Origin of the sequence: Teredinibacter sp. KSP-S5-2, assembly GCF_032773895.1 — a bacterium.
Classification (GTDB): Bacteria; Pseudomonadota; Gammaproteobacteria; order Pseudomonadales; family Cellvibrionaceae.
Map to the genome: position 1 here is coordinate 3,082,528 of NZ_CP120416.1, position 18,806 is coordinate 3,101,333.

Consider the following 18,806-nt stretch of genomic DNA (forward strand, 5'->3'; position numbering starts at 1 on the left):
GAATTAACCAAAGCCAGCCGTCAGTGACTAGCAAAAGCTTCTTAAGGAAGCGTCAGGGAGTTTTGTGAACTGGGCCCTAACGTCTCTTACCTGGGATAACGGCACGAGGAATTCAAACTTTAGTGGGGGTAAACAGATAGATAAATATCATCACTCTCAGTAATTAATAAATTTATCTAACAAATTCAACGGCTTGGAACAGCAAAAAACACACCCTTATTTTTCCGTCAAAAAATAATTGTGATTTTTTCTTAAATTAATTGGTTACTTTAAGAGCGGATATCATTACCCAAATGCATATAGAGCTGATTATTGCCCTAAGACGTCCATACGACGGCCCCAAAATCTGGTACAGAGAGTTTCTTCCGGTCGATCAACTAATAACATGCAACGAGAGTTAGTTTCTTCCCGCTTAGAAACATCTGTTTAAATTGCGGTAGCGCAATTACACTAGTCACATCAGTCAATAAAGTGTCAAAGAACATATAAACATGACATAAGAAAGTCAGACTGACAAAAATCAGCCTTTCGGGTGTTTTCGGTAATCACTTTACACCCAGCTGGCATCAAATCTTGGAGAGAGGTATTTGGCTTAATGGAAGATTAGGTATGTGCCAATCCAGGAAGAACAGTAATTAAAAACGGAAACGTACTTATGAACGTCATTCAATGCGGTAAAAAAGCGCTCTTTTTTCTTTCTTTATTAGTATTCGTAGGCTGTGGTGGTGGCGCAGGCGGCTCGGGCGGCACAGAGTATCAGGAATTCACGGTAAAAGAGGTAAAACTCAGCATATCCGCTCCCCAAACAATGACCGTCAATGAGGGCGAAAAGGTCACAATCAAAGCGACCGGCCGAGCTTCCGGTGCAAACCCTAAACTTTCCTATTCATGGCTGACCGTTTTTGCCTCATTACTCCCAGACTTACAAGGTACGAATACCGACACCATTACGTTCACGGCACCAATGGTTTCCAGTAATCGTGACCTTATCTTCCTGGTTCAACTTGACGCAGAGGGGGTGATTTATACCGACATTCTTGCAGGTAAACCCACTGCTCGCGTTGTGGTCACCGTTGTTGACACATCACCCCGTGCTAATGCAGGGAGTGATCAAACAGGTATTCCCGGCAACCTTGTGACCTTGTCCAGCCAATCCACAAACACCGATAGCTGCGCATGGGAACAAACTTCCGGCGCGACCCTCGTCATTACCAACCCAAACCAATGTACTGCCCAAGTTACGTTGCCAGATCTATCTGCTGAAAATACATTTACTTTTCAGCTGACCGCAACCAGCACCAGCGGACAAACAGACACCGACTTAATAACACTTACAGTCGTCCAACCAACTCCACCGACAGCAGTTGCAGGTAATGATCAGTCTGCTCCGCCGTTCGGCACTGTACTATTACAGGGAGCGGCCAACATGGGCTCGTCTCCCATTCAAAGCTATAACTGGCAGCAGATTTCCGGCGAAAAGCTCGAGATTATCCATCAGTCCTATAGCCAAATGCAGGTTCGTCTCCCAGAAACATACTCTCAGCAAACTTATGTTTTTGAGCTGACCGTTACCGACAATAGGGGCCTATTTCACTCGGACCAAGTCACTGTCACCATGAGCCCTCCTGTCAGTCCGAAAGCCGTGCTCAATGCATCACTTACCTATGTGCTTACCGGTAATAACGTGCAATTGGATGGTTCTGGTTCAACAGACGATTTGGGAATCACTCATTATTACTGGAGCCAAACTCAGGGAACGCCCATCTCTGGCATCAGCGCATCCGAACCTATCCTCAGCTTTAATGCACCAACCGTGACCAGCGTAGAAACCCTGTCATTCCAGTTACGCGTTGTCGATGCTTCCGGGTTAGAAGACGCAGCAACGGTCGATATCACCGTCTATCCATCCAATGCCGCGCCAGTAGCTGTTGCAACGGCACCGACAACAGCAGATGAAAGAACCCGGGTAACGCTAACTGGCAGTGGCTCAAGTGATGTCGATAACAATATCGTCAGTTATCAATGGAGCCAGCTGTCGGGGCCTGATGTAAATATTAGGAATAGCAATTCATCAGATGCCAACGTTTCTATAGATAACCTATCTGAAGACACACAATTTCGATTTCAACTCACCGTATCCGACCTGTTTGGTGAAACAGACACGGCAACGGTAAGTATCACCATCCAGAACAAAAACCAACTGCCCGTTATAGGCACAATTTACGGTATTAATTCAGTGTATTCAGGGACGCAACGCTCGATAATTGCATCGTTTCATGATCCCGACGGATTAACTCGACAATCCTATATAACACAATTAACCGGCCCAGAAATATGGCTGGCCCGTGTCAATCCTCAAGAATGGAAATTCATCGCCCCCGAAACAGATGTACAACAAAATTTGTCATTCAGACTCACGGTTATCGGCGATACCAATGAAATCGTAACCAAAGACTTTTCCATCGACATTTTACCACTATCCTCCACATCCACTCAGATTACTATTCACGAGCCTAATCACGGACAAGTGGTATTGGGAGATGATCTGATCGCAAACGGCTCGATCACGCAAGACGGTTTGGGCGCATCGTTACCAATCCTGGCATCCATATGGCGTAGCGATTCAAACTCAGTTTCGTCAACCTCTGATGCCCAAGGTCTATGGCAACTTTCATACTCTGGACTGGGGTACAGTGACCGCAGACATGTTGAAGAAGTGAGAGCACTGAAAGTTTCCTATAACACACACGATAGCGATGTCGTCTTTTTCAAGAACCTGCCGCAAACCAATCAACAAGCCGAAGTCATTACTGGTAGTTGTGAGAGTAAGTTCTATATCATGTATTCCGATAACACTTTGGTTGAACGACACTGCGACCAATACACTCGCGCTTTAATTTCGTCAGCCATCACAGACCCGAGCCTACCTGGATACCTCTACTCTGCAGCACAATTTGCTTCTATAGACCCTCAAACCGGGAATGTTATCGCTTCAGACGGAAAAAACATTATCCGCATTAATACCACGACAGGAGAAAGATCAACCATTTATCAATCCGCGTCGTATGACCCCATTTTTGCTGATGAGATGTCAATTGCTTCCGATGCAAAAAGCGCTATCGTAAAACGCCATACCACTCCAGGTAAAACAACAGGAGAGTTCAGTCACATTAATTTTGAGTCAGGCAAGATTACTCTACTGGAAAACGTTAATAAGATCATAAAGGGAAATAGTTTTGACCCAACGGGATCATTTTACTACGATCAAACCAGCTCAAAGATTTATTTTTTAAGTTACTCAAATTTATATGAAATTAATTTTGAAACTGGAGTATATCGACCTACCAGCGGCGTAATTGAATTAGATTTTATCAAACAGATTTTGCTCGCAGCCAATGAACCCGAGACAGAAAGCTATTCTTATGATTGGCAAAATAAAACCATCTATCTATTAAAAGAAGCTGAAAATACTGCCATTGTAAAACGTTTTGCCGAATGGAATGGCGTCAACATGCTTGAGTTTGAATTAGTCAACGATTCACCCTACCAACCTGCTCAAGTTCAGTAATACTTTGAAGAATTAATATTGAATCAACTAATCCCCAGGAGAAATACCGGGGATTAGTTTTTAGCTGATGTGCTTTTGAATTTCCATCACACAATCCAATACAGATTTTCCAGCCGTATCAATAATAAACCTATCGCAATTCCATTGATGGTATTCCCTATTTTCAATTTCATCCCATGTAGATAGTTTAAGATTCGGCACTGTTGATTGACGAAGTTCTACACGCTGACGATGCTCCATTTTGTCGGAGCAGATAATTTCAATATTCACAGAATCAGCACTACTGTTTATCGCAACGTCATTCCATTCTCCGCGAGTCAACGTGATAGGGTTACATGAATCTGCTATAACGCTTTTGCCCAGCCTAAGGTTATCGGATGCAATTCTGTATGCTAATCGATACCCTTCACCTTCGACAGAATAATTACACAAATCTCTTAATGCCTGTTCTATCGTATCTATGCGTAAATAAAAAGCGTGGGTGATTCTCGCCAGCTCTTGAGCCAGTGTACTTTTCCCCACACCAGGAAGCCCGGAAAATATGTACAGCTTAGGTTTACTCATGAGATCTCACACTGGATTGTATAAGTTATTCGGAAACACGCTTCATGGCTTCAGCAAGCTTAATCGAACCCAAATCACATAATCGATCAATCACCTGCTCCCTATCTTCAGCCGAACGATTCTGACTCAATTTATATTGGCACTGAATATCATCGATTGAGATTTCAACACCAACAATCGCTTTGAGCATGGCGTTATTGTATTCAGGTTGCCAGGGTGGAGTTAAAAGCGACTCATATTTTTCCGTGAGTTTATCCACCACATATTGAAGCCTGTCCAAATCCGTAAAAATGCGTGCACGTCCGTAAATATGAACAGCTTGATAATTCCAGGTGGGCACACCGGGGCTTTTATACCAGGAAGGTGAAATATAATCATGCGGCCCTTCTAAAGTAATCATTACCTCCTGACCATCCAGTTCATTACATTGAGGATTGTTTCCTGCCAGATGCCCCAACATTTTCGTATTGTCGTTCGACAATAGAAACGGCATATGTGTGGAAAATATCCTGCCAGAAACATGAGAAATCAGTTGGCCAAATGCATTCGCCTGGACAAAAGACAAGATCTCTTCCTTATCGGTAATCTCAAAGTACTTAGGTATATGCATAATTTATCCTTGTAGATCTTCCATAAACAATTCATCGACCGATCATTTAACAAGCTCCTACAAACCGTTATTGAACAAGTAACAGGCGGGTAACAATATAAGACTGATAACGGAATGATAATGGAGTTTTAATTGTCTTCTACTTTCACTCACCTATGTCGTCCTATGCAAGCAAATTACGGAAAAATCCGGAATTATTTTGTCGTTCAGTCATTGAAATTCCCCCACACAGTCATTATAAGGTGCTTGGTACCCACTGGATTTTAACTGCTTATTAATACATTTAACTGGAGCAATTTAATGCTACGAATCTTACTTTTCCTAGGGTCAAATATTGCTGTACTGGCCTTGTTAAGCCTGACCTTCAGCCTATTGGGCATAGGTGGTCTGCTAAAGGAAAACGGCGTTGACCTCGACCTCAATGCTTTGCTTATTTATGCGGCAGTAATTGGTTTCAGCGGCTCATTCATCTCTTTGCTATTGTCCAAATTCATGGCAAAAGCCTCAATGAAAGTCGCCGTCATTACGCAACCCGGTAATCAGGTTGAACACTGGTTGGTTGATACCGTTCGCCGCCAGGCGTCTCAAGCCGGTATCGGCATGCCGGAAGTGGGTATATTTAACCACCCTTCTCCTAACGCTTTTGCCACCGGTTGGAACCGTAACAACGCGTTAGTGGCAGTAAGTACGGGTTTATTACAAACAATGGGCAGGGAAGAAGTTGAGGCTGTTCTCGCCCACGAAGTCAGCCACGTTGCCAATGGCGATATGGTCACTCTGGCGTTGATTCAGGGTGTAGTGAATACCTTCGTCGTATTTGTTTCCCGTGTTATTGGCTTCCTGGTGGACCGATTGATTTTCAAGGTAGAGCGTGGACACGGGCCCGGCTTTTGGATTGTTTCTATGATCGCCGAAGTCGTGCTAGGCATTCTCGCCACAACCATTGTCATGTGGTTTTCCCGCTGGCGGGAATATCGCGCGGATGCGGGAGGAGCAAAACTCGCCGGAAAACAAAACATGATCTCCGCCTTGCGCGCACTGCAAACGCAACACAACGCTCCCCCGATGCCGGAGGAGATGTCAGCCTTTGCCATTAACGCGGGCAAAGTACAGTTGCTATTCTCCAGCCATCCACCACTGGAAGCACGCATTGAAGCTTTGCAACGAAGCACTGATATTAAATAACGAGACATTTTAGGAGGCATGTTGTTTGAGAATGACATTGCCTCCTTATCCCAATAATTTAACCCGGCTTACATCCTATATTCCATCATCAGCTCTGGCTGCCCGGTATTTGTATCGATTTGTTCACCGGCGATAACAAATCCGTGTTTTTTATAGAATTCAGTACTCGAAGAATTCATTTTATATACAGTCAACTGGAGTTGCTTACGCCTTTTCTTGGCATCGTTCATCAAAGCGCTTCCTATTCCTTTACCCTGATGGTTAGGTAAAACAAAAATCGCTGCCAACGTATCGCCATATAAACAATAAAACCCAACGATTTTTCCATCAGCCTCAAACACATAGGTTTCTGATACAGGGATATAGAGGTTTCGCATATCCTCTACTTTTGATTGCCAAAACTCGGAGGGAATAAAATGGTGGGCCTCCACTGAGGCCGAAAGCCAAATGCCCAGAATGGAGTTCATATCCCGGCTTTTATAGTTTCGGATCATACTTCTCTTACTGCCATGAACATCAGCCTGTTTAACAGCAACAGACATTTAGTATCGTTATCCTACCCTACCCTTTAAAAACCGTCGGTGACGGCCTGGACTTATTTACTTCTAAATGAAAAACATCTGGCCGGGAATAATGCCCGGCAACGTCCAAAGCGCGCCGAGATATCGCTGCCTGTTCAACATCAATATCCAGCACAATAAACCCTTTCTGGTTTGTTAAGGGGCCAGCGACAATTTCACCGCTCGGTGAAACAACAAGCGAATCGCCAGGATTAATCCACTCCTCGTCTACAGGATATAGTCGATCCAGATCTGGAAAGTTTTCAGGTAAATCTTTTCGTTCCAGCGCAACACCACAGCATAACACCCAGCATCGCCCTTCTCTTGCAATATGTTGCATGGTTCCAATCCACGCATCACCGCTATCATAAGTTGGTGCAATATATATTTCTACACCTTGGGAGTACAACGCGTATCTCGCCAAAGGCATATAGTTTTCCCAACAAATTAAGCTACCAATTTTTCCAACTGGCGTATCAACAACATTTAAACCATATCCATCACCAAATCCCCAAACCATTCGTTCAGGGTTAGTTGGCATTAACTTCCTATGGTGATTAACAATATGCCCCTCAGCATCAATAGTTATTACAGCGTTATAAATCGTTGAACGACTATTTGTGTTATCTCGTTCGTTAATACCACATACCACGGTGACTTGTTTCTCCCTGGCAATAGTCAGTAGAGGTGTTAAATCATTGGAGGACAGATCAATCGCATTCTGAAATAGCCTGGCATGTAATCTTTGACATAAGCTCCCATCACTGCCCGGCCGCAATCGCCAAATCCAGGCAGGGTATCCGGGAATAAAGGCTTCAGGAAAAACAACAAGCTCTGCACCTTGCGCTGCAACAGAATCAATGATCTCTACGGCCTTTTTGACAGTACGTTGTTTATCAAGAACACATGGCGCTTCTTGAATAATGGCTATCTTCTTCATAACCAAACCCCACGGGCTTGCTATCGGACGAGTAACTACTGTCTTTAACACTAGTTAATTCAGGAGAGACTGCCAGAAAAAAGCCTATTGTTTTTAGAATTATTACTTGAAAGTTTGGTAAATGGCATTCCTTGCCAGGAAAACACAAACAAGCCGTTTTTCAATTCTTCTGCTTACTGCTTGATAACACTATTGCTTACAGGGCACAACAAAATCAATATGATAGTGTTCATCATGCCTTACCCAAGAACGCTTTTTAGAGAACTGAATATGAGACTTTAAATAGTCTGCATATTTGGTTGAATACAAATTCGGTTGAAGTTCAGGGGCGAATATCACACGCCATATTTCTCGGTTACGCTTTTTGGCCTGTTGATGCAACGCGACAATATGTGCAGCCATTGCCTCGTAATCAATATGCATTCCGTCATAATGACTGTCATTATCAAACTCAATATTGTAACCAAGCTTATTCAGAGGGTTAGTCGGCAAATGGACAGACTTCCCATTTTCATCCACAACTGGAACCATAAAATCTACGGATAAACCATTCCTGTGAGTTTTGTGCGGCGAAAACTTCCCTCCATTTTTAAAGCCTGTCTCAGCGTATTTATAGACCTTACTTGGCTGTTCTTGCTCAAGAACTTTATAGGTTGAAACAATAATATCCCTTACATCGGAATGAATATAAGTTCTACCAGCCAGTCTAGCGACGAAGCTGTATGTAACAAAATTAGTTCCTTTCGATGGAAGCTCTACACCTTCAGCTAAACGACCATTGGATGTTGTGCCGTAGCAAGTACTGGGTTCTGCCGAGACAAGGACAGGAAGTAGAACTGTACTAAAAATCCCCGTTAAAAGTACAATCACTAACCTATAAGATAGATAATTCAAAATGCCAACCTATGAACACGCCGTTCAGCATTCCCTTCAACAGGGTCTTTCTGACATAAAACCTCTCCAGATAATCCTTGTGCTCTTGCAGCAAGCGCAGCTGAATATAATTCCTTGTCCGTCTTACTGATTTTACAAATTTCGCCATTAGACAAGAAAATTCTGGTATCTGATGTTTCCCAGTAAACAATAACTTTTTCAATTTTTACGTTTTTATTCCATTGCCAATAGGGATCATAAGTGGCCGAATCAGAACATACAACAGGTGAAAACGCCAAGGCCAAAAAACCTAATAAATACTCTTTTAAATACATCCACTCCTCCTTTTTATCAATCCCTATCAACTTTGGCTTATTATATTTATTTAATATAGGCCGCAGTAATTTTACATACTGGAGCAATTGGCGTTACGCTATCGTTTACTTCAAGCTGTATTGACTTCCCTGAAATCCAGGCAGCAAGCAGAATCGAAAGAATATGTTCGTCTTCCTTTAACAGATCAGCTGCATCCCCTCTACAAGCAGTATCTCCCCATGCCACATTATTCACGTATATTCTGGTTATACCCGAACAACTAGGACAATGAGTTCGATCCATAGCCATTGGATGAATACGCTCAATCACAACATCTCTTACTACAGGCTTAGCAATAACAGTCAATGATGTAAAAAAAAGTAGAACAAAACTTAAAGGTAATAATATTTTCATTGTCGCTCCATTTAGGACTTAAATTTCGGCAATATTTAAAACACATACAGTATTCAATTTAGTCATTTCCCGCCTTAATTGATTATGGTAAAACTACCAGGCCGAGGAGAATCACCTAAGCAATCGTTATCCGCAATACCTACTTTAACTTTCTTACCCGATGCATGCGCTGTTAATGCAATGCTCAACATAGCATCAGACATTGAATCAGTCATTTCCCATCTAAGCTGATTATGCCTTGAACAAGTTGACACAGACTCATTCGGGATAATATTTAAAAAAACATAGTTTCCCCCTCGGGTAACACCTACCTCAGTAATAGTAAACTCTTCTGTACCGGCAGCATAAATATTACTTGATAGAACGACAGCAAAAACAATAGCTATCATTTTTTTCATAAAACACCCTAAAAGTAAAACGAAATAAACAGAATTAAACAAAACAACTATTATAAAACATTCAGTTTATTAATAATCATAATAATAAAAATACGTTGGAGTACAATTACCACTTGTATTTGGATTATAGCCAGCAATTATTTCCATTTTTGACATTCTAGAAGCAAGTAACATACTTACCCATTGTTTTCCATGCTCAGAAGTAGGGTCAAACTGAAACTGCCAACCATTTGCAAGATCACAACTCGGACTCGTATTCCCCTTCTCAAGCGTAACATACGCCACCTTTGAACTATGAACCAAGAAGCCTTTTACGGTCCCAGTAAACTCCGCCGCATTCAAACTTACTGAAAACAACAATACAATAACACTGATAATAATCTTCATTTTTATTTCCTATTTATAATAAATACAGGTTATATTCAACATCATGCAAGATATCACGTACAGAGTTTCAAAATTACTCATTTTTAAGATACATTGAACCTGCTGATGTCAGTTCGTTATGCGTACCGCCATGCCAACCATATTCAGTACACTGATGAGAATATATTTGGAGTTTTTTTCCACTCATATAGGCAGCTAACGCAACAGACAACAGTCGTTCATATTGGGGGTGCTGGACCGAGATAAAAACCGTGTTGGTTACGGTGCAGTTTGACGGATTACCAAACTCCCCCCTTAACTGAAAACCTTGGGCTCGAATTATCTCCAAGTCAACCACATTAGCAGTATTCGTATATCCGTTCGCAAAGGATAAATTTGACACAAAAAGTGTTAAACACAGCCATATATACTTCATTGTTACTCCTATTTTTCTAACAGTACAAGAGAGATAATTTCTCAAACACTCGAATGAAAACAATTCTCACCAACTAATTGTTTTATTTCCAATAAAATAATAAGAAGAAAGCTCGTATAGAACGGCTATTGATAGGAAAGATATGCCTATGTACATACACGGCTGAACAATCTGAGACATCCATGTATTTGATAATGAGACACTTTTCCCTTTAGCTGCAAGAAGCGGCTCTCTCTCGGAAAAACACAGAATGCATTTCTGTTTGTCATTAAACTCCATTCAGGCAGAAATGTCTATTTCCAAATGGAGTGACGAAAAAAGCATAAACAACTTGCAGTTACTTGCACTCAGGAGAAGTTCATATCAAAAATAAGTATGATTTGTAATCCCCACTAGAATTAGTATTCTGGGCGAGAGAAACTAAAATACCCACCCAGAACACGAATTAAAGCAATACAATTTCCTAGGAATTAAGGAATCGTTACAACTTCTTCTAAATTATCAAACTTACCGGTTAACCCTAACTGATTACTGTATATATACATGTTCATATCCCCCCAATCGGTAAAATTCTGATGATCTTCATACAAAGTACCTCGATCTTGGCCTAATGGGTAAATATAAAGACTCGTTCCTGTGTCGTGACAAACTAATTCAAGTTGATAAACGACTCCCGTTTCTGCAGCTCCGAGATCAATGATATAGTCATAACCATAAACCGTATTTGTTCGAACCATCCAGCGGCCGTTCTCAATAAATGCTGAGTGGTATCTCATTCCAGAACGAACACTAGAGGAGTTCATTGCGCCAAACCCTAGCTCTCCAGAAGAATACCAGTTCCCAGTAACTTCAACTCTGGCTCTAATGGTAACTTGATCGGAGAAAAAATAGTTTCGATCGCCATAAATTTGAAACGGAGTAGTTTGCCATCCAGTCATACGATTGAAACTTAAACTACCAGCAGAAACAGAGACATGATCCGGTAAGATGCTTAGACCAGAACTATCTGTATTAAAGTTTTGGGACCACAAAATAGTTTCTGTTCCACCAGTTTGATCCGTAACGATAACACTAACGGCTGTACTGGAAACCGAATCTCCGGCACTGTCTGTAACGCGAGCAACAATGCTGTGAGACCCAGAAGCTAAATCGCTAAGTACAACACTAGGCCCAACTTCATCTCTCAATACACCATTAAGGAACCACTGAATATTACTAGAAAGAACCGTATCATCGTCCTCAACATCCATAGCCTCAGCGGTAAAACTAATAGCCTCTCCAACAAAATATTCGGAACCGTCAGCAGGCAACAAAATATTTACCACTGGAGGATTATTTGGAGCTGGGTTTACCACTACTGTGACTTCAGTACTTTTAACTGAAGCACCGGCGGAATCTGTTACTTGCGCCCCGATTTGGTATGTACCATGTATCAAATCGATTAAAGAGATTGATGCCCCCTTTTCCGCCTGGAGAACACCGTCAACGAACCATTCAATGGTTGCTGAGAGTAAAGCATCATCATCCTCAACATCGGTAGCTGTAGCGGAAACATCGACGATTTCCCCTTGAATATATTCAGAACCACTAATCGGCGAAGTAATATCTATACTGGGAGGATTATTTGGTATCGCATCAGGAACGATCTCTTTAATATTATCAAAGTAACCATCCAAACCAAGTTGATTGCTATATAAAACTAGAGTAACGTCCCCCCAATCAGTATAGGACTGATGGTGCTCATAGAGAGCTCCTCGCGATTGTCCAACTGGATACACATATATGCTCGAGCCTCCGCTATGTAGCTCAACATCAATTTTATAAGTGACATTTAACTCAGCAGCACCTAGCTCGATAATGCTATCCCACCCGTAAACATTATTGGTACGGATATACCAACGTCCGTTTTCCATGAATGCGGAGTGATAACGCATATTTGATCGAACTTCAGTCGTATTTTTTATTCCAAAACCCAATTCGCCAGACGAATACCAGCTATTAATTGCAGTTAACTCTCCAACGAACATTACTCTTTCGCTAAATCCGTAGGTTCGAATTCCATTCACCTCAAATACATGGGTTCTCCAATCGGTTAAACGTGTTGTATTTAGTACACCATTTGTAACTGAATAATGATCAGGCAAACCGGTTAAACCAAAACTATTGGAGGTAAAATCCTGTGACCAGGCAGCATTAGATAAAACAGAAAAAGCAACCTCCTGACTGGTAGCCGTTGCCCCCTGACTATCTGTTACTTCAGCATAAACAAAGTAACCTCCCTCAGCTAGATCGTTTATCGTTATTGTTGCGCCAGTTTCTGCACGCTCTACACCATTGACAAACCAACGTACATAATTCGAGAGAGTCGTATTATCGTCTTCTGCATCCGTCACCGTAGCCGAAAGTTGAATATCATCACCAACGATAAACTCATCCGAGTTTAAGGGCGAGGTTAATTCGATAGCTGGATCTGTATTTGGTGGCTGCAGCCCACTTCTGACAATGAATAAATCTGTTGACTCATTAGTATCTCCAGGCACAAGATTGCGTGATCTACTGGATATTAGTACATATTGACCATCTTCAGAAATATCAGGGGACCAACTGTCACTTAGCCCTAACTCATGATTATTATTTATCGAAATAGCTCTCGTGACTTGAGTCTCTCTATTCCATATATAAGCATCATATTTAAAATTATTGTCTTGACCAATATTTTCGTCCGTCCAATAAACAATATGCTTTCCATCAGGAAAGAGTTTTGCTCCGCCATATTTAGCATCCGATTTTAATATCTCTGTCGTCGTATTATCAACTCGATTTCGTATATACAACCTATTCTTTTTATGAGTGTTTGCAGGGTCTGATAAATCTCCTTCATACGAAAATAATAGAGTATTTCCGTCATCGGTGATTTCATGATAACCCGCTTCTGCAATTTCATTTTGACTAACAGACCCATCGGTTGAAACAGTTATCAGTTCCGTTTTCTTTGTCACTCGGTCATACAAGTATATATTTGAACGCCCACCAACGCTTCGATTTACCATATTTTTGGCGCGAGAAACCATGGTTATGTAGCGGCCGTCCGATGTAATTTTCCCAACATAAGTACTCCCATCCAACTCACCACCATCGAAACTTTTGGAAATTCGCTCAAGAACGTTAGTCTGTGTATTAAATAGAAACACATCATAAAAACCGTTAGCATCCCCTTCAACAAAACCATTTTCTGGAGAAGAAAAAATAACATATTGGCCATCCGCACTAATATTAAACCCACCATGACGTAAATTAATTGCTCTACCATCTTGAGATTTGGTTACCAGCCGAATGGTGCCTGTCTCCAAGTTCTTTAAATAAAGATAAGGATAAAACACACTAGAATTAAAGGGTTCAAGTTCAGGAGAATTGGAAGTAAAGAGCAGAAATTTTCCATCATCTGAAATGGAATACATTGGACTTGGCCCCATCCCTTTACTCAACTGTGCACCAGTTTCTGTGGTTGATAACCTTATTACCTCACCTGTCACATTATTCCGCTGAAAGAGATCAGTAGTATTATTGGTGTCTCCAGGAACAACATTGTCAGCAAAACTCGTGAATAGAGTATAACGGCCATTATGAATAAGCTTACCACTTAGAGCTCTTCCTCCAACTAGCTCTTTATTATCGTAGGTGAGAGAACTTCGTATAATATTTCCGTACTCTAAACCGTCATTGATAAAGTTATTATTTGAGTCTGCATTATCAATTGGCAGCCCTAAAGCAACCTCTTCATCATCGGTTAAGCCATCATTATCCAGATCACTTTCCACTGGCACATCCAACCTTAGCGTCCAGCTTTTATACTCTTCTTTAGGGGTATACCCATTACCTATAATGGTTTTACCATCATCGGAAACCCCTACCGCATCGCGAAGCTGCCATTCTTTATGATAATAAAAGTCCCCATTTCGGTCATTTAAGTTTATCTGGTAAGTATTTTTCGCTATTTCTGATAGGTTTTGCATCCCGTGTTCCGCAGTCCATATGAAAGCAGCCTCATCAGCGTAAGATCCATATGGACAACTGTTACCTACAATCACACGACCATCAGCAGAAATATCTCTGGCAATACTGCCACAGCCAGGCGTTAATTCACCTAAAGGTTGCATACCTTCTGCCTCAGTCCAGCGAAAAGCCATGGGAGCACCTTCTATATAAGAATAACCCACTACTACGCCGTTATCTGAAACACCTGTTGCTTCACTATAATAATCTCCACCTGGAAAATCCCCTAAACCTCGACTTCCATTTTTTTGCGACCAAACAAAAGCCTCATATTCAGAGGTCATACCTACAAGCATATTTGCATTGTTTCTTCCAACGACATATTCACCGGAAGGAGAAATAGCATTTACATTTAGGTTCGAGTAAGGCCTATCGTCGATAGTTGGAATTGTATCTATAGCCCCTGTGATTCGATTCCATCGAAACCCCGAGCGACCATCAAGATTCCCGCCCGCTAGTATAACGCCATCCCTGGAGACGTCTCCAACCTGAATTCTGGTCGAGGAGAAAAAAGCGTTAAGGTCAAAAAGACCTCCATCATGGGTCCATAAAGAAGATTGGTAATCATTTTGAAACTGCGAACCAATACAGACTGTTCCACTATCAGAGCAACCTGATATACGAATCGATATGGTGTTTTTCCCGGTTAAACCGGTTTGAATCATTCCCCCGGTAAAAATGACATTTCCGTTAGGTGAGATACCTCCAACATCTTTAAACATCCCCTCAGTTAGGGTAGAAAATGCATTTACATTTCCAACATAAAAGCACAGTAAAATAAAAATTATTTTTAAAACGGATATACCGTACATCGTTGACAATCCCTCTAATGTTAAAAACAGGCATCCTTGGATTGTTTAGGAAAAATATGTCAACCAAAAACACCTTGACGCCTCTAAAAAAACAAGAAACGCCATATATTCATAACGCAGAATTTTAATTAAGATCCGATTTTTATGATTTGCATCTTTCTCTATTACATCATATCTCCTGCTTTTAGATGAGCTCTATTACCCACTACTATTCAACCAATATTACAAAAATACTACACATGTTTCTTCTTATAGGGTAAGCCGCATCTTAACTACGCAATTATCATATAGTTTGCCTTGTTAACCTTGATTAATAACAACTTCATTGGCATCTTCAATATCACCCCAGCGAGTGCAATCATTGTTGCCAACAACTTCTACTTCTTTACCAGACACCCAAGCAGCCATAAGAATTGAAATTTGAGTTTTACCCGCAGGGCTATTTTCATCTTTAATTGTCCAAGCACTATTAGTTGCGCAATTTGGACGACTATTGTGAGCTCCCGTTAATTTAAAATAATGTAAATTGTCTGAGGCACGAACCCTTACCCACTCAACAGTTCCCGAACCACTTCCTGCAAACACTGAGCTAGAAACCAAGCTTAAAACCAATACCACAAGAACTTTTTTCATATACATCTCCACTTTCGACTGACAATTAAAAAAGATACACTACAGAACTCCGAAAACAAAAGAATAACAACCATTCTCAAATATTAAATTATTATTTAAATCAATAAATTAACAAAAAGAAAGCTCGTATAGAACGGCTATTGATAGGAAAGATATGCCTATGTACATACACGGCTGAACAATCTGAGACATCCATGCATTTGATAATGAGACACTTTTCCCTTTAGCTGCAAGAAGCGGCTCTCTCTCGGAAAAACACAGAATTCATTTCTGTTTGTCATTAAACTCCATTCAGACAGAAATGTCTATTTCCAAATAAAGCGGCATAAAAAAAGCACAAGCAACTTGTGATTGCTTGTGCTTTCCCAGGTACTTCGAGAATATCGGTACGGGATTCGATATTCTCTCGGGGTGCTAAGGTGATTAACCTTGGAGTAGCTGAAGCACCTGTTGCGGTTGAGCATTTGCCTGAGCCAGCATGGCTTGTGAAGCCTGTTGCAGTACTTGTGCTCGGGAAAGGTTGGCCGATTCTGCAGCAAAGTCCGCATCGACAATTCGTGAACGCGCTGCCGCAGTATTTTCTGAAATATTGGACAGGTTGCTCATGGTAAATTCAAGTCGATTGTTAATTGCACCTAAATCTGACCGTGTGGCATTAATGGTTTCCAGCGCATTATCAATCGGCGATATGGCTTCCTGTGCCGAGGTATACGTCGCCACACTCAAGTTGGCAATGGCGGAACCGGTTACCACAGAAGACAACTCCGTATTTTGGTTTAATAAACCTGTTGCCGTTTGTGCGGAGGCATTACCTTCAATGGAAATGGTGGTTTCATTAATAGAGGTGAGTTCAATACCGGCACCAATAACATAGGAGGTCGCATTCAGGGCACCATCCGCATCCGTATCGGAAATCAGATCCATTATTCCCAAAGAGTGTGCTGCTGTCATCGCTGTTCTGGATGTTCCCAATTGAATTGAAATATTGGAAGTCGAACTGAGCGATAGCTCACCATTATCATCAATTTCAGCGTGTACCCCTGTTTGTGCCTCACTAATATTAATATCTGCGACAACTTGTGTTAAATCACCAAGGTCTGTAAGTGCCACCACCTGGCCATTAATCACCAAGTCTGAGTTGGCGGCTATGGTACTTAAGTCAGCATCTGCAACTGCGGTTCCACTTACCACCGCTGTTGCCGCTGTAAATGCATCTTGCAGACCGCCCAAGTTCGCCACGGTAGCGGTGCCATCAGCAATCACTATTGGCCCTGCGGCAAAAATATGAATCTCGCCGTTGTCATCCACTGCCGCGGTTACGCCAGTATTATCCGAGACATCATTAATTGCAGTCGCAACATCTTCTAATGTTGTACCGGCAAAGTTAGAGGTGGTAATACCGTTAATAATTAAGTTTTGACCCGCGGTAATGGCTGCACCACCGGTCGAAACAAATTCAGTGGCAAATACTTGAGAATTTTCATCAAAAGCTTCGGTCGCATTCGACGTAGCCACCACATTGGTATCCGACGTTGCATTATTAATGGTATCGATTACACCTTGTAAGCTGTCATTTTGTGTCGCTTCAATTACAACACCATTAATTTTTAAATCGCCAGTTTCCAAACCTTCAGAAAAATCTACCGTACCCGCTGGCACTGTCGCACCGTTGGAGACACCTTTTACAGTACCGTCACCACTGGTTTGCTGAAAACCAAGGCTTGCAAGATCAGTCGCGGTACCTTCTGGCCCTGCGGTCACGGCAATATCGCCACCATCGTCAGCAGTGAGTGCGATGGACCCGGTAAAGAGTGCCGCATCATCACCGGCGGCAATAAATTGGTTGCCCGCGGAGTTAATACCACCTTGATCGATCACACTGGCGTCGGTAAAACCAAGCACGTCAGCTAGAGTGTCCGTTGTTGAACCAGCATTATCATAAGTTAAGGAAAATGCAGCACCCGTGTCGTTACTTAATACCAAGGTACCCGCTTCACTTAATGATGCTGTTAACAAGCTTCCGGTTTTGTTATTAATTGCTGCGACCAGTTCATTTAGATTGTTGGCTTGCGTGAAGGTAAAATCTGTCCGCGCAGTGGAAACACCATCGATATCAAAAATAGAAATGGTGAGCGTGTCACCCGCTTGAATTGCACCTGTACCTACTGTGCCTGCGTTAGCAATGTTGTAACCGGTAGCACTCACGCCATCGACATTTTCATTAATATTGTCGATTAAATCCTGGAAAGTATCAGTGGAACCATCAAATGCACCAATGGATTGGCCATTAATTAGTACATCGCTGTCACCAATTGCCACCGGAGTACCTGCTGCCGCATCCAGATTTAATAAGTCTGCAGTTCGCGCACCAGATACATCTGAACTGGTTGTACCCAAGCCAAGGGTTTTGGTGTTCATTGCAGTAATACTAAAATCGATAGTTTGATACGCTTCGGCACCAACTTGTAAATCGACATTACCCAAACTGCCATCAAGTAATTTTTGGCCGTTAAAGCTGGTGGTTTCTGCGATCCGATCCAACTCATCCAGAAGCTGCTGAAATTCTGCATCGAGTGTTGCTCGGTCTGCATCGGAATAAATTCCGTTCGCAGCCTGGATAGCAAGTTCACGCATGCGTTGCAAGATATTTGTGGTTTCGTCTAGTGCACCCTCTGCAGTTTGAATTAGAGAGACACCATCGTTTGCATTACGAATTGCCTGACCTAAACCGCGTATTTGAGATGTCTGACGATTTGAAATGGCAAGACCCGCAGCATCGTCTGCAGCGGTATTGATGCGTCGTCCAGAAGACAAGCGTTCCATTGCCTCTGACATATCATTACCAGAGGCCACCAGTTGTCGCTGTGCGTTCAACGAAGCAACATTTGTATTAATGACTAAAGGCATAGTATTTCTCCTGTAACCCAGCAGTCTATAAATTGATTCGCATATAAACCGCCAGTAACCCAAAAAAAGCGGCAAATGTGATAGCTACGGATATCATTGCAACGCCTATGCCAAAACCAAAAAAAGCTTATTTTTCAGTACTTTTTTTATTATTTTTATTTAAAGCGGCAAT

Annotated in this window: 15 protein-coding genes; 2 read left to right on the forward strand and 13 right to left on the reverse strand. The window is 41.8% G+C overall.

Going from position 1 to position 18,806, the window contains the following annotated elements; genetic code table 11:
- Positions 1-655 precede the first annotated feature (655 nt).
- Positions 656-3,568: a PKD domain-containing protein gene (locus P5V12_RS13270; protein ID WP_316953565.1), complete on the forward strand. Its 2,913-nt coding sequence runs from the start codon at positions 656-658 to the stop codon at positions 3,566-3,568.
- A gap of 60 nt (positions 3,569-3,628) precedes the next feature.
- Here P5V12_RS13270 and P5V12_RS13275 read toward each other — a convergent pair whose 3' ends face one another.
- Together P5V12_RS13275 and P5V12_RS13280 are read right to left on the reverse strand one after the other, a co-directional pair.
- Positions 3,629-4,132 carry an AAA family ATPase gene (locus P5V12_RS13275; RefSeq protein WP_316953566.1) on the reverse strand — a complete coding sequence of 168 codons (504 nt, stop codon included), beginning with the start codon at positions 4,130-4,132 and terminating at the stop codon, positions 3,629-3,631.
- Positions 4,133-4,157: 25 nt separating this feature from the next.
- On the reverse strand, positions 4,158-4,742 hold the full coding sequence (locus tag P5V12_RS13280) for an FMN-binding negative transcriptional regulator (RefSeq protein ID WP_316953567.1): 585 nt from the start codon (positions 4,740-4,742) through the stop codon (positions 4,158-4,160).
- A 300-nt stretch (positions 4,743-5,042) separates the two neighbouring features.
- Between P5V12_RS13280 and htpX the strand changes: the two genes are divergently transcribed.
- Positions 5,043-5,927: a protease HtpX gene (htpX, locus tag P5V12_RS13285; protein ID WP_316953568.1), complete on the forward strand. Its 885-nt coding sequence runs from the start codon at positions 5,043-5,045 to the stop codon at positions 5,925-5,927.
- Positions 5,928-5,995: 68 nt separating this feature from the next.
- Here htpX and P5V12_RS13290 read toward each other — a convergent pair whose 3' ends face one another.
- The 11 genes from P5V12_RS13290 to P5V12_RS13340 all read right to left on the reverse strand — a co-directional run bounded on the left by P5V12_RS13290 (position 5,996) and on the right by P5V12_RS13340 (position 18,634).
- Positions 5,996-6,469 carry an N-acetyltransferase gene (locus P5V12_RS13290; RefSeq protein ID WP_316953569.1) on the reverse strand — a complete coding sequence of 158 codons (474 nt, stop codon included), beginning with the start codon at positions 6,467-6,469 and terminating at the stop codon, positions 5,996-5,998.
- Between the two features lie 19 nt (positions 6,470-6,488).
- Positions 6,489-7,427 carry a carbon-nitrogen hydrolase family protein gene (locus P5V12_RS13295; RefSeq protein ID WP_316953570.1) on the reverse strand — a complete coding sequence of 313 codons (939 nt, stop codon included), beginning with the start codon at positions 7,425-7,427 and terminating at the stop codon, positions 6,489-6,491.
- 189 nt (positions 7,428-7,616) lie between these two features.
- A complete protein-coding gene (locus P5V12_RS13300) occupies positions 7,617-8,321 on the reverse strand; it encodes a penicillin-insensitive murein endopeptidase (RefSeq protein WP_316953571.1) in 705 nt (234 codons plus the stop codon).
- Positions 8,318-8,635 (reverse strand): hypothetical protein, encoded by a 318-nt coding sequence (locus P5V12_RS13305; protein ID WP_316953572.1) that lies wholly within the window; start codon positions 8,633-8,635, stop codon positions 8,318-8,320. The genes P5V12_RS13300 and P5V12_RS13305 overlap by 4 nt, the downstream gene beginning before the upstream one ends.
- Positions 8,636-8,681: 46 nt before the next feature.
- Positions 8,682-9,029, reverse strand: coding sequence for a hypothetical protein (locus P5V12_RS13310; protein WP_316953573.1), 348 nt, complete (start codon positions 9,027-9,029; stop codon positions 8,682-8,684).
- Positions 9,030-9,103: 74 nt separating this feature from the next.
- Complete coding sequence (locus P5V12_RS13315) at positions 9,104-9,427, reverse strand: hypothetical protein (RefSeq protein WP_316953574.1); 324 nt, start codon at positions 9,425-9,427, stop codon at positions 9,104-9,106.
- Between the two features lie 69 nt (positions 9,428-9,496).
- The gene (locus P5V12_RS13320; protein WP_316953575.1) at positions 9,497-9,814 is read right to left on the reverse strand and encodes a hypothetical protein; all 318 of its coding nucleotides are present in this window, start codon (positions 9,812-9,814) and stop codon (positions 9,497-9,499) included.
- A gap of 73 nt (positions 9,815-9,887) precedes the next feature.
- Positions 9,888-10,229: a hypothetical protein gene (locus tag P5V12_RS13325; RefSeq protein WP_316953576.1), complete on the reverse strand. Its 342-nt coding sequence runs from the start codon at positions 10,227-10,229 to the stop codon at positions 9,888-9,890.
- A gap of 470 nt (positions 10,230-10,699) precedes the next feature.
- Positions 10,700-15,094, reverse strand: a complete 4,395-nt coding sequence (locus tag P5V12_RS13330) for a hypothetical protein (RefSeq protein ID WP_316953577.1) — start codon at positions 15,092-15,094, stop codon at positions 10,700-10,702.
- A 300-nt stretch (positions 15,095-15,394) separates the two neighbouring features.
- Positions 15,395-15,727 carry a hypothetical protein gene (locus P5V12_RS13335; protein ID WP_316953578.1) on the reverse strand — a complete coding sequence of 111 codons (333 nt, stop codon included), beginning with the start codon at positions 15,725-15,727 and terminating at the stop codon, positions 15,395-15,397.
- Between the two features lie 423 nt (positions 15,728-16,150).
- On the reverse strand, positions 16,151-18,634 hold the full coding sequence (locus P5V12_RS13340; RefSeq protein ID WP_316953579.1) for a flagellin: 2,484 nt from the start codon (positions 18,632-18,634) through the stop codon (positions 16,151-16,153).
- Between the last annotated feature and the right edge of the window lie 172 nt (positions 18,635-18,806).

Coding starts and splice junctions, on each gene's coding strand:
- P5V12_RS13270 (WP_316953565.1), top strand. CDS start 656: ATGAACGTCATTCAATGCGGTAAAAAAGCGCTCTTTTTTCTTTCTTTA.
- P5V12_RS13275 (WP_316953566.1), bottom strand. CDS start 4,132: ATGAGTAAACCTAAGCTGTACATATTTTCCGGGCTTCCTGGTGTGGGG.
- P5V12_RS13280 (WP_316953567.1), bottom strand. CDS start 4,742: ATGCATATACCTAAGTACTTTGAGATTACCGATAAGGAAGAGATCTTG.
- htpX (WP_316953568.1), top strand. CDS start 5,043: ATGCTACGAATCTTACTTTTCCTAGGGTCAAATATTGCTGTACTGGCC.
- P5V12_RS13290 (WP_316953569.1), bottom strand. CDS start 6,469: ATGTCTGTTGCTGTTAAACAGGCTGATGTTCATGGCAGTAAGAGAAGT.
- P5V12_RS13295 (WP_316953570.1), bottom strand. CDS start 7,427: ATGAAGAAGATAGCCATTATTCAAGAAGCGCCATGTGTTCTTGATAAA.
- P5V12_RS13305 (WP_316953572.1), bottom strand. CDS start 8,635: ATGTATTTAAAAGAGTATTTATTAGGTTTTTTGGCCTTGGCGTTTTCA.
- P5V12_RS13310 (WP_316953573.1), bottom strand. CDS start 9,029: ATGAAAATATTATTACCTTTAAGTTTTGTTCTACTTTTTTTTACATCA.
- P5V12_RS13315 (WP_316953574.1), bottom strand. CDS start 9,427: ATGAAAAAAATGATAGCTATTGTTTTTGCTGTCGTTCTATCAAGTAAT.
- P5V12_RS13320 (WP_316953575.1), bottom strand. CDS start 9,814: ATGAAGATTATTATCAGTGTTATTGTATTGTTGTTTTCAGTAAGTTTG.
- P5V12_RS13325 (WP_316953576.1), bottom strand. CDS start 10,229: ATGAAGTATATATGGCTGTGTTTAACACTTTTTGTGTCAAATTTATCC.
- P5V12_RS13330 (WP_316953577.1), bottom strand. CDS start 15,094: ATGTACGGTATATCCGTTTTAAAAATAATTTTTATTTTACTGTGCTTT.
- P5V12_RS13335 (WP_316953578.1), bottom strand. CDS start 15,727: ATGAAAAAAGTTCTTGTGGTATTGGTTTTAAGCTTGGTTTCTAGCTCA.
- P5V12_RS13340 (WP_316953579.1), bottom strand. CDS start 18,634: ATGCCTTTAGTCATTAATACAAATGTTGCTTCGTTGAACGCACAGCGA.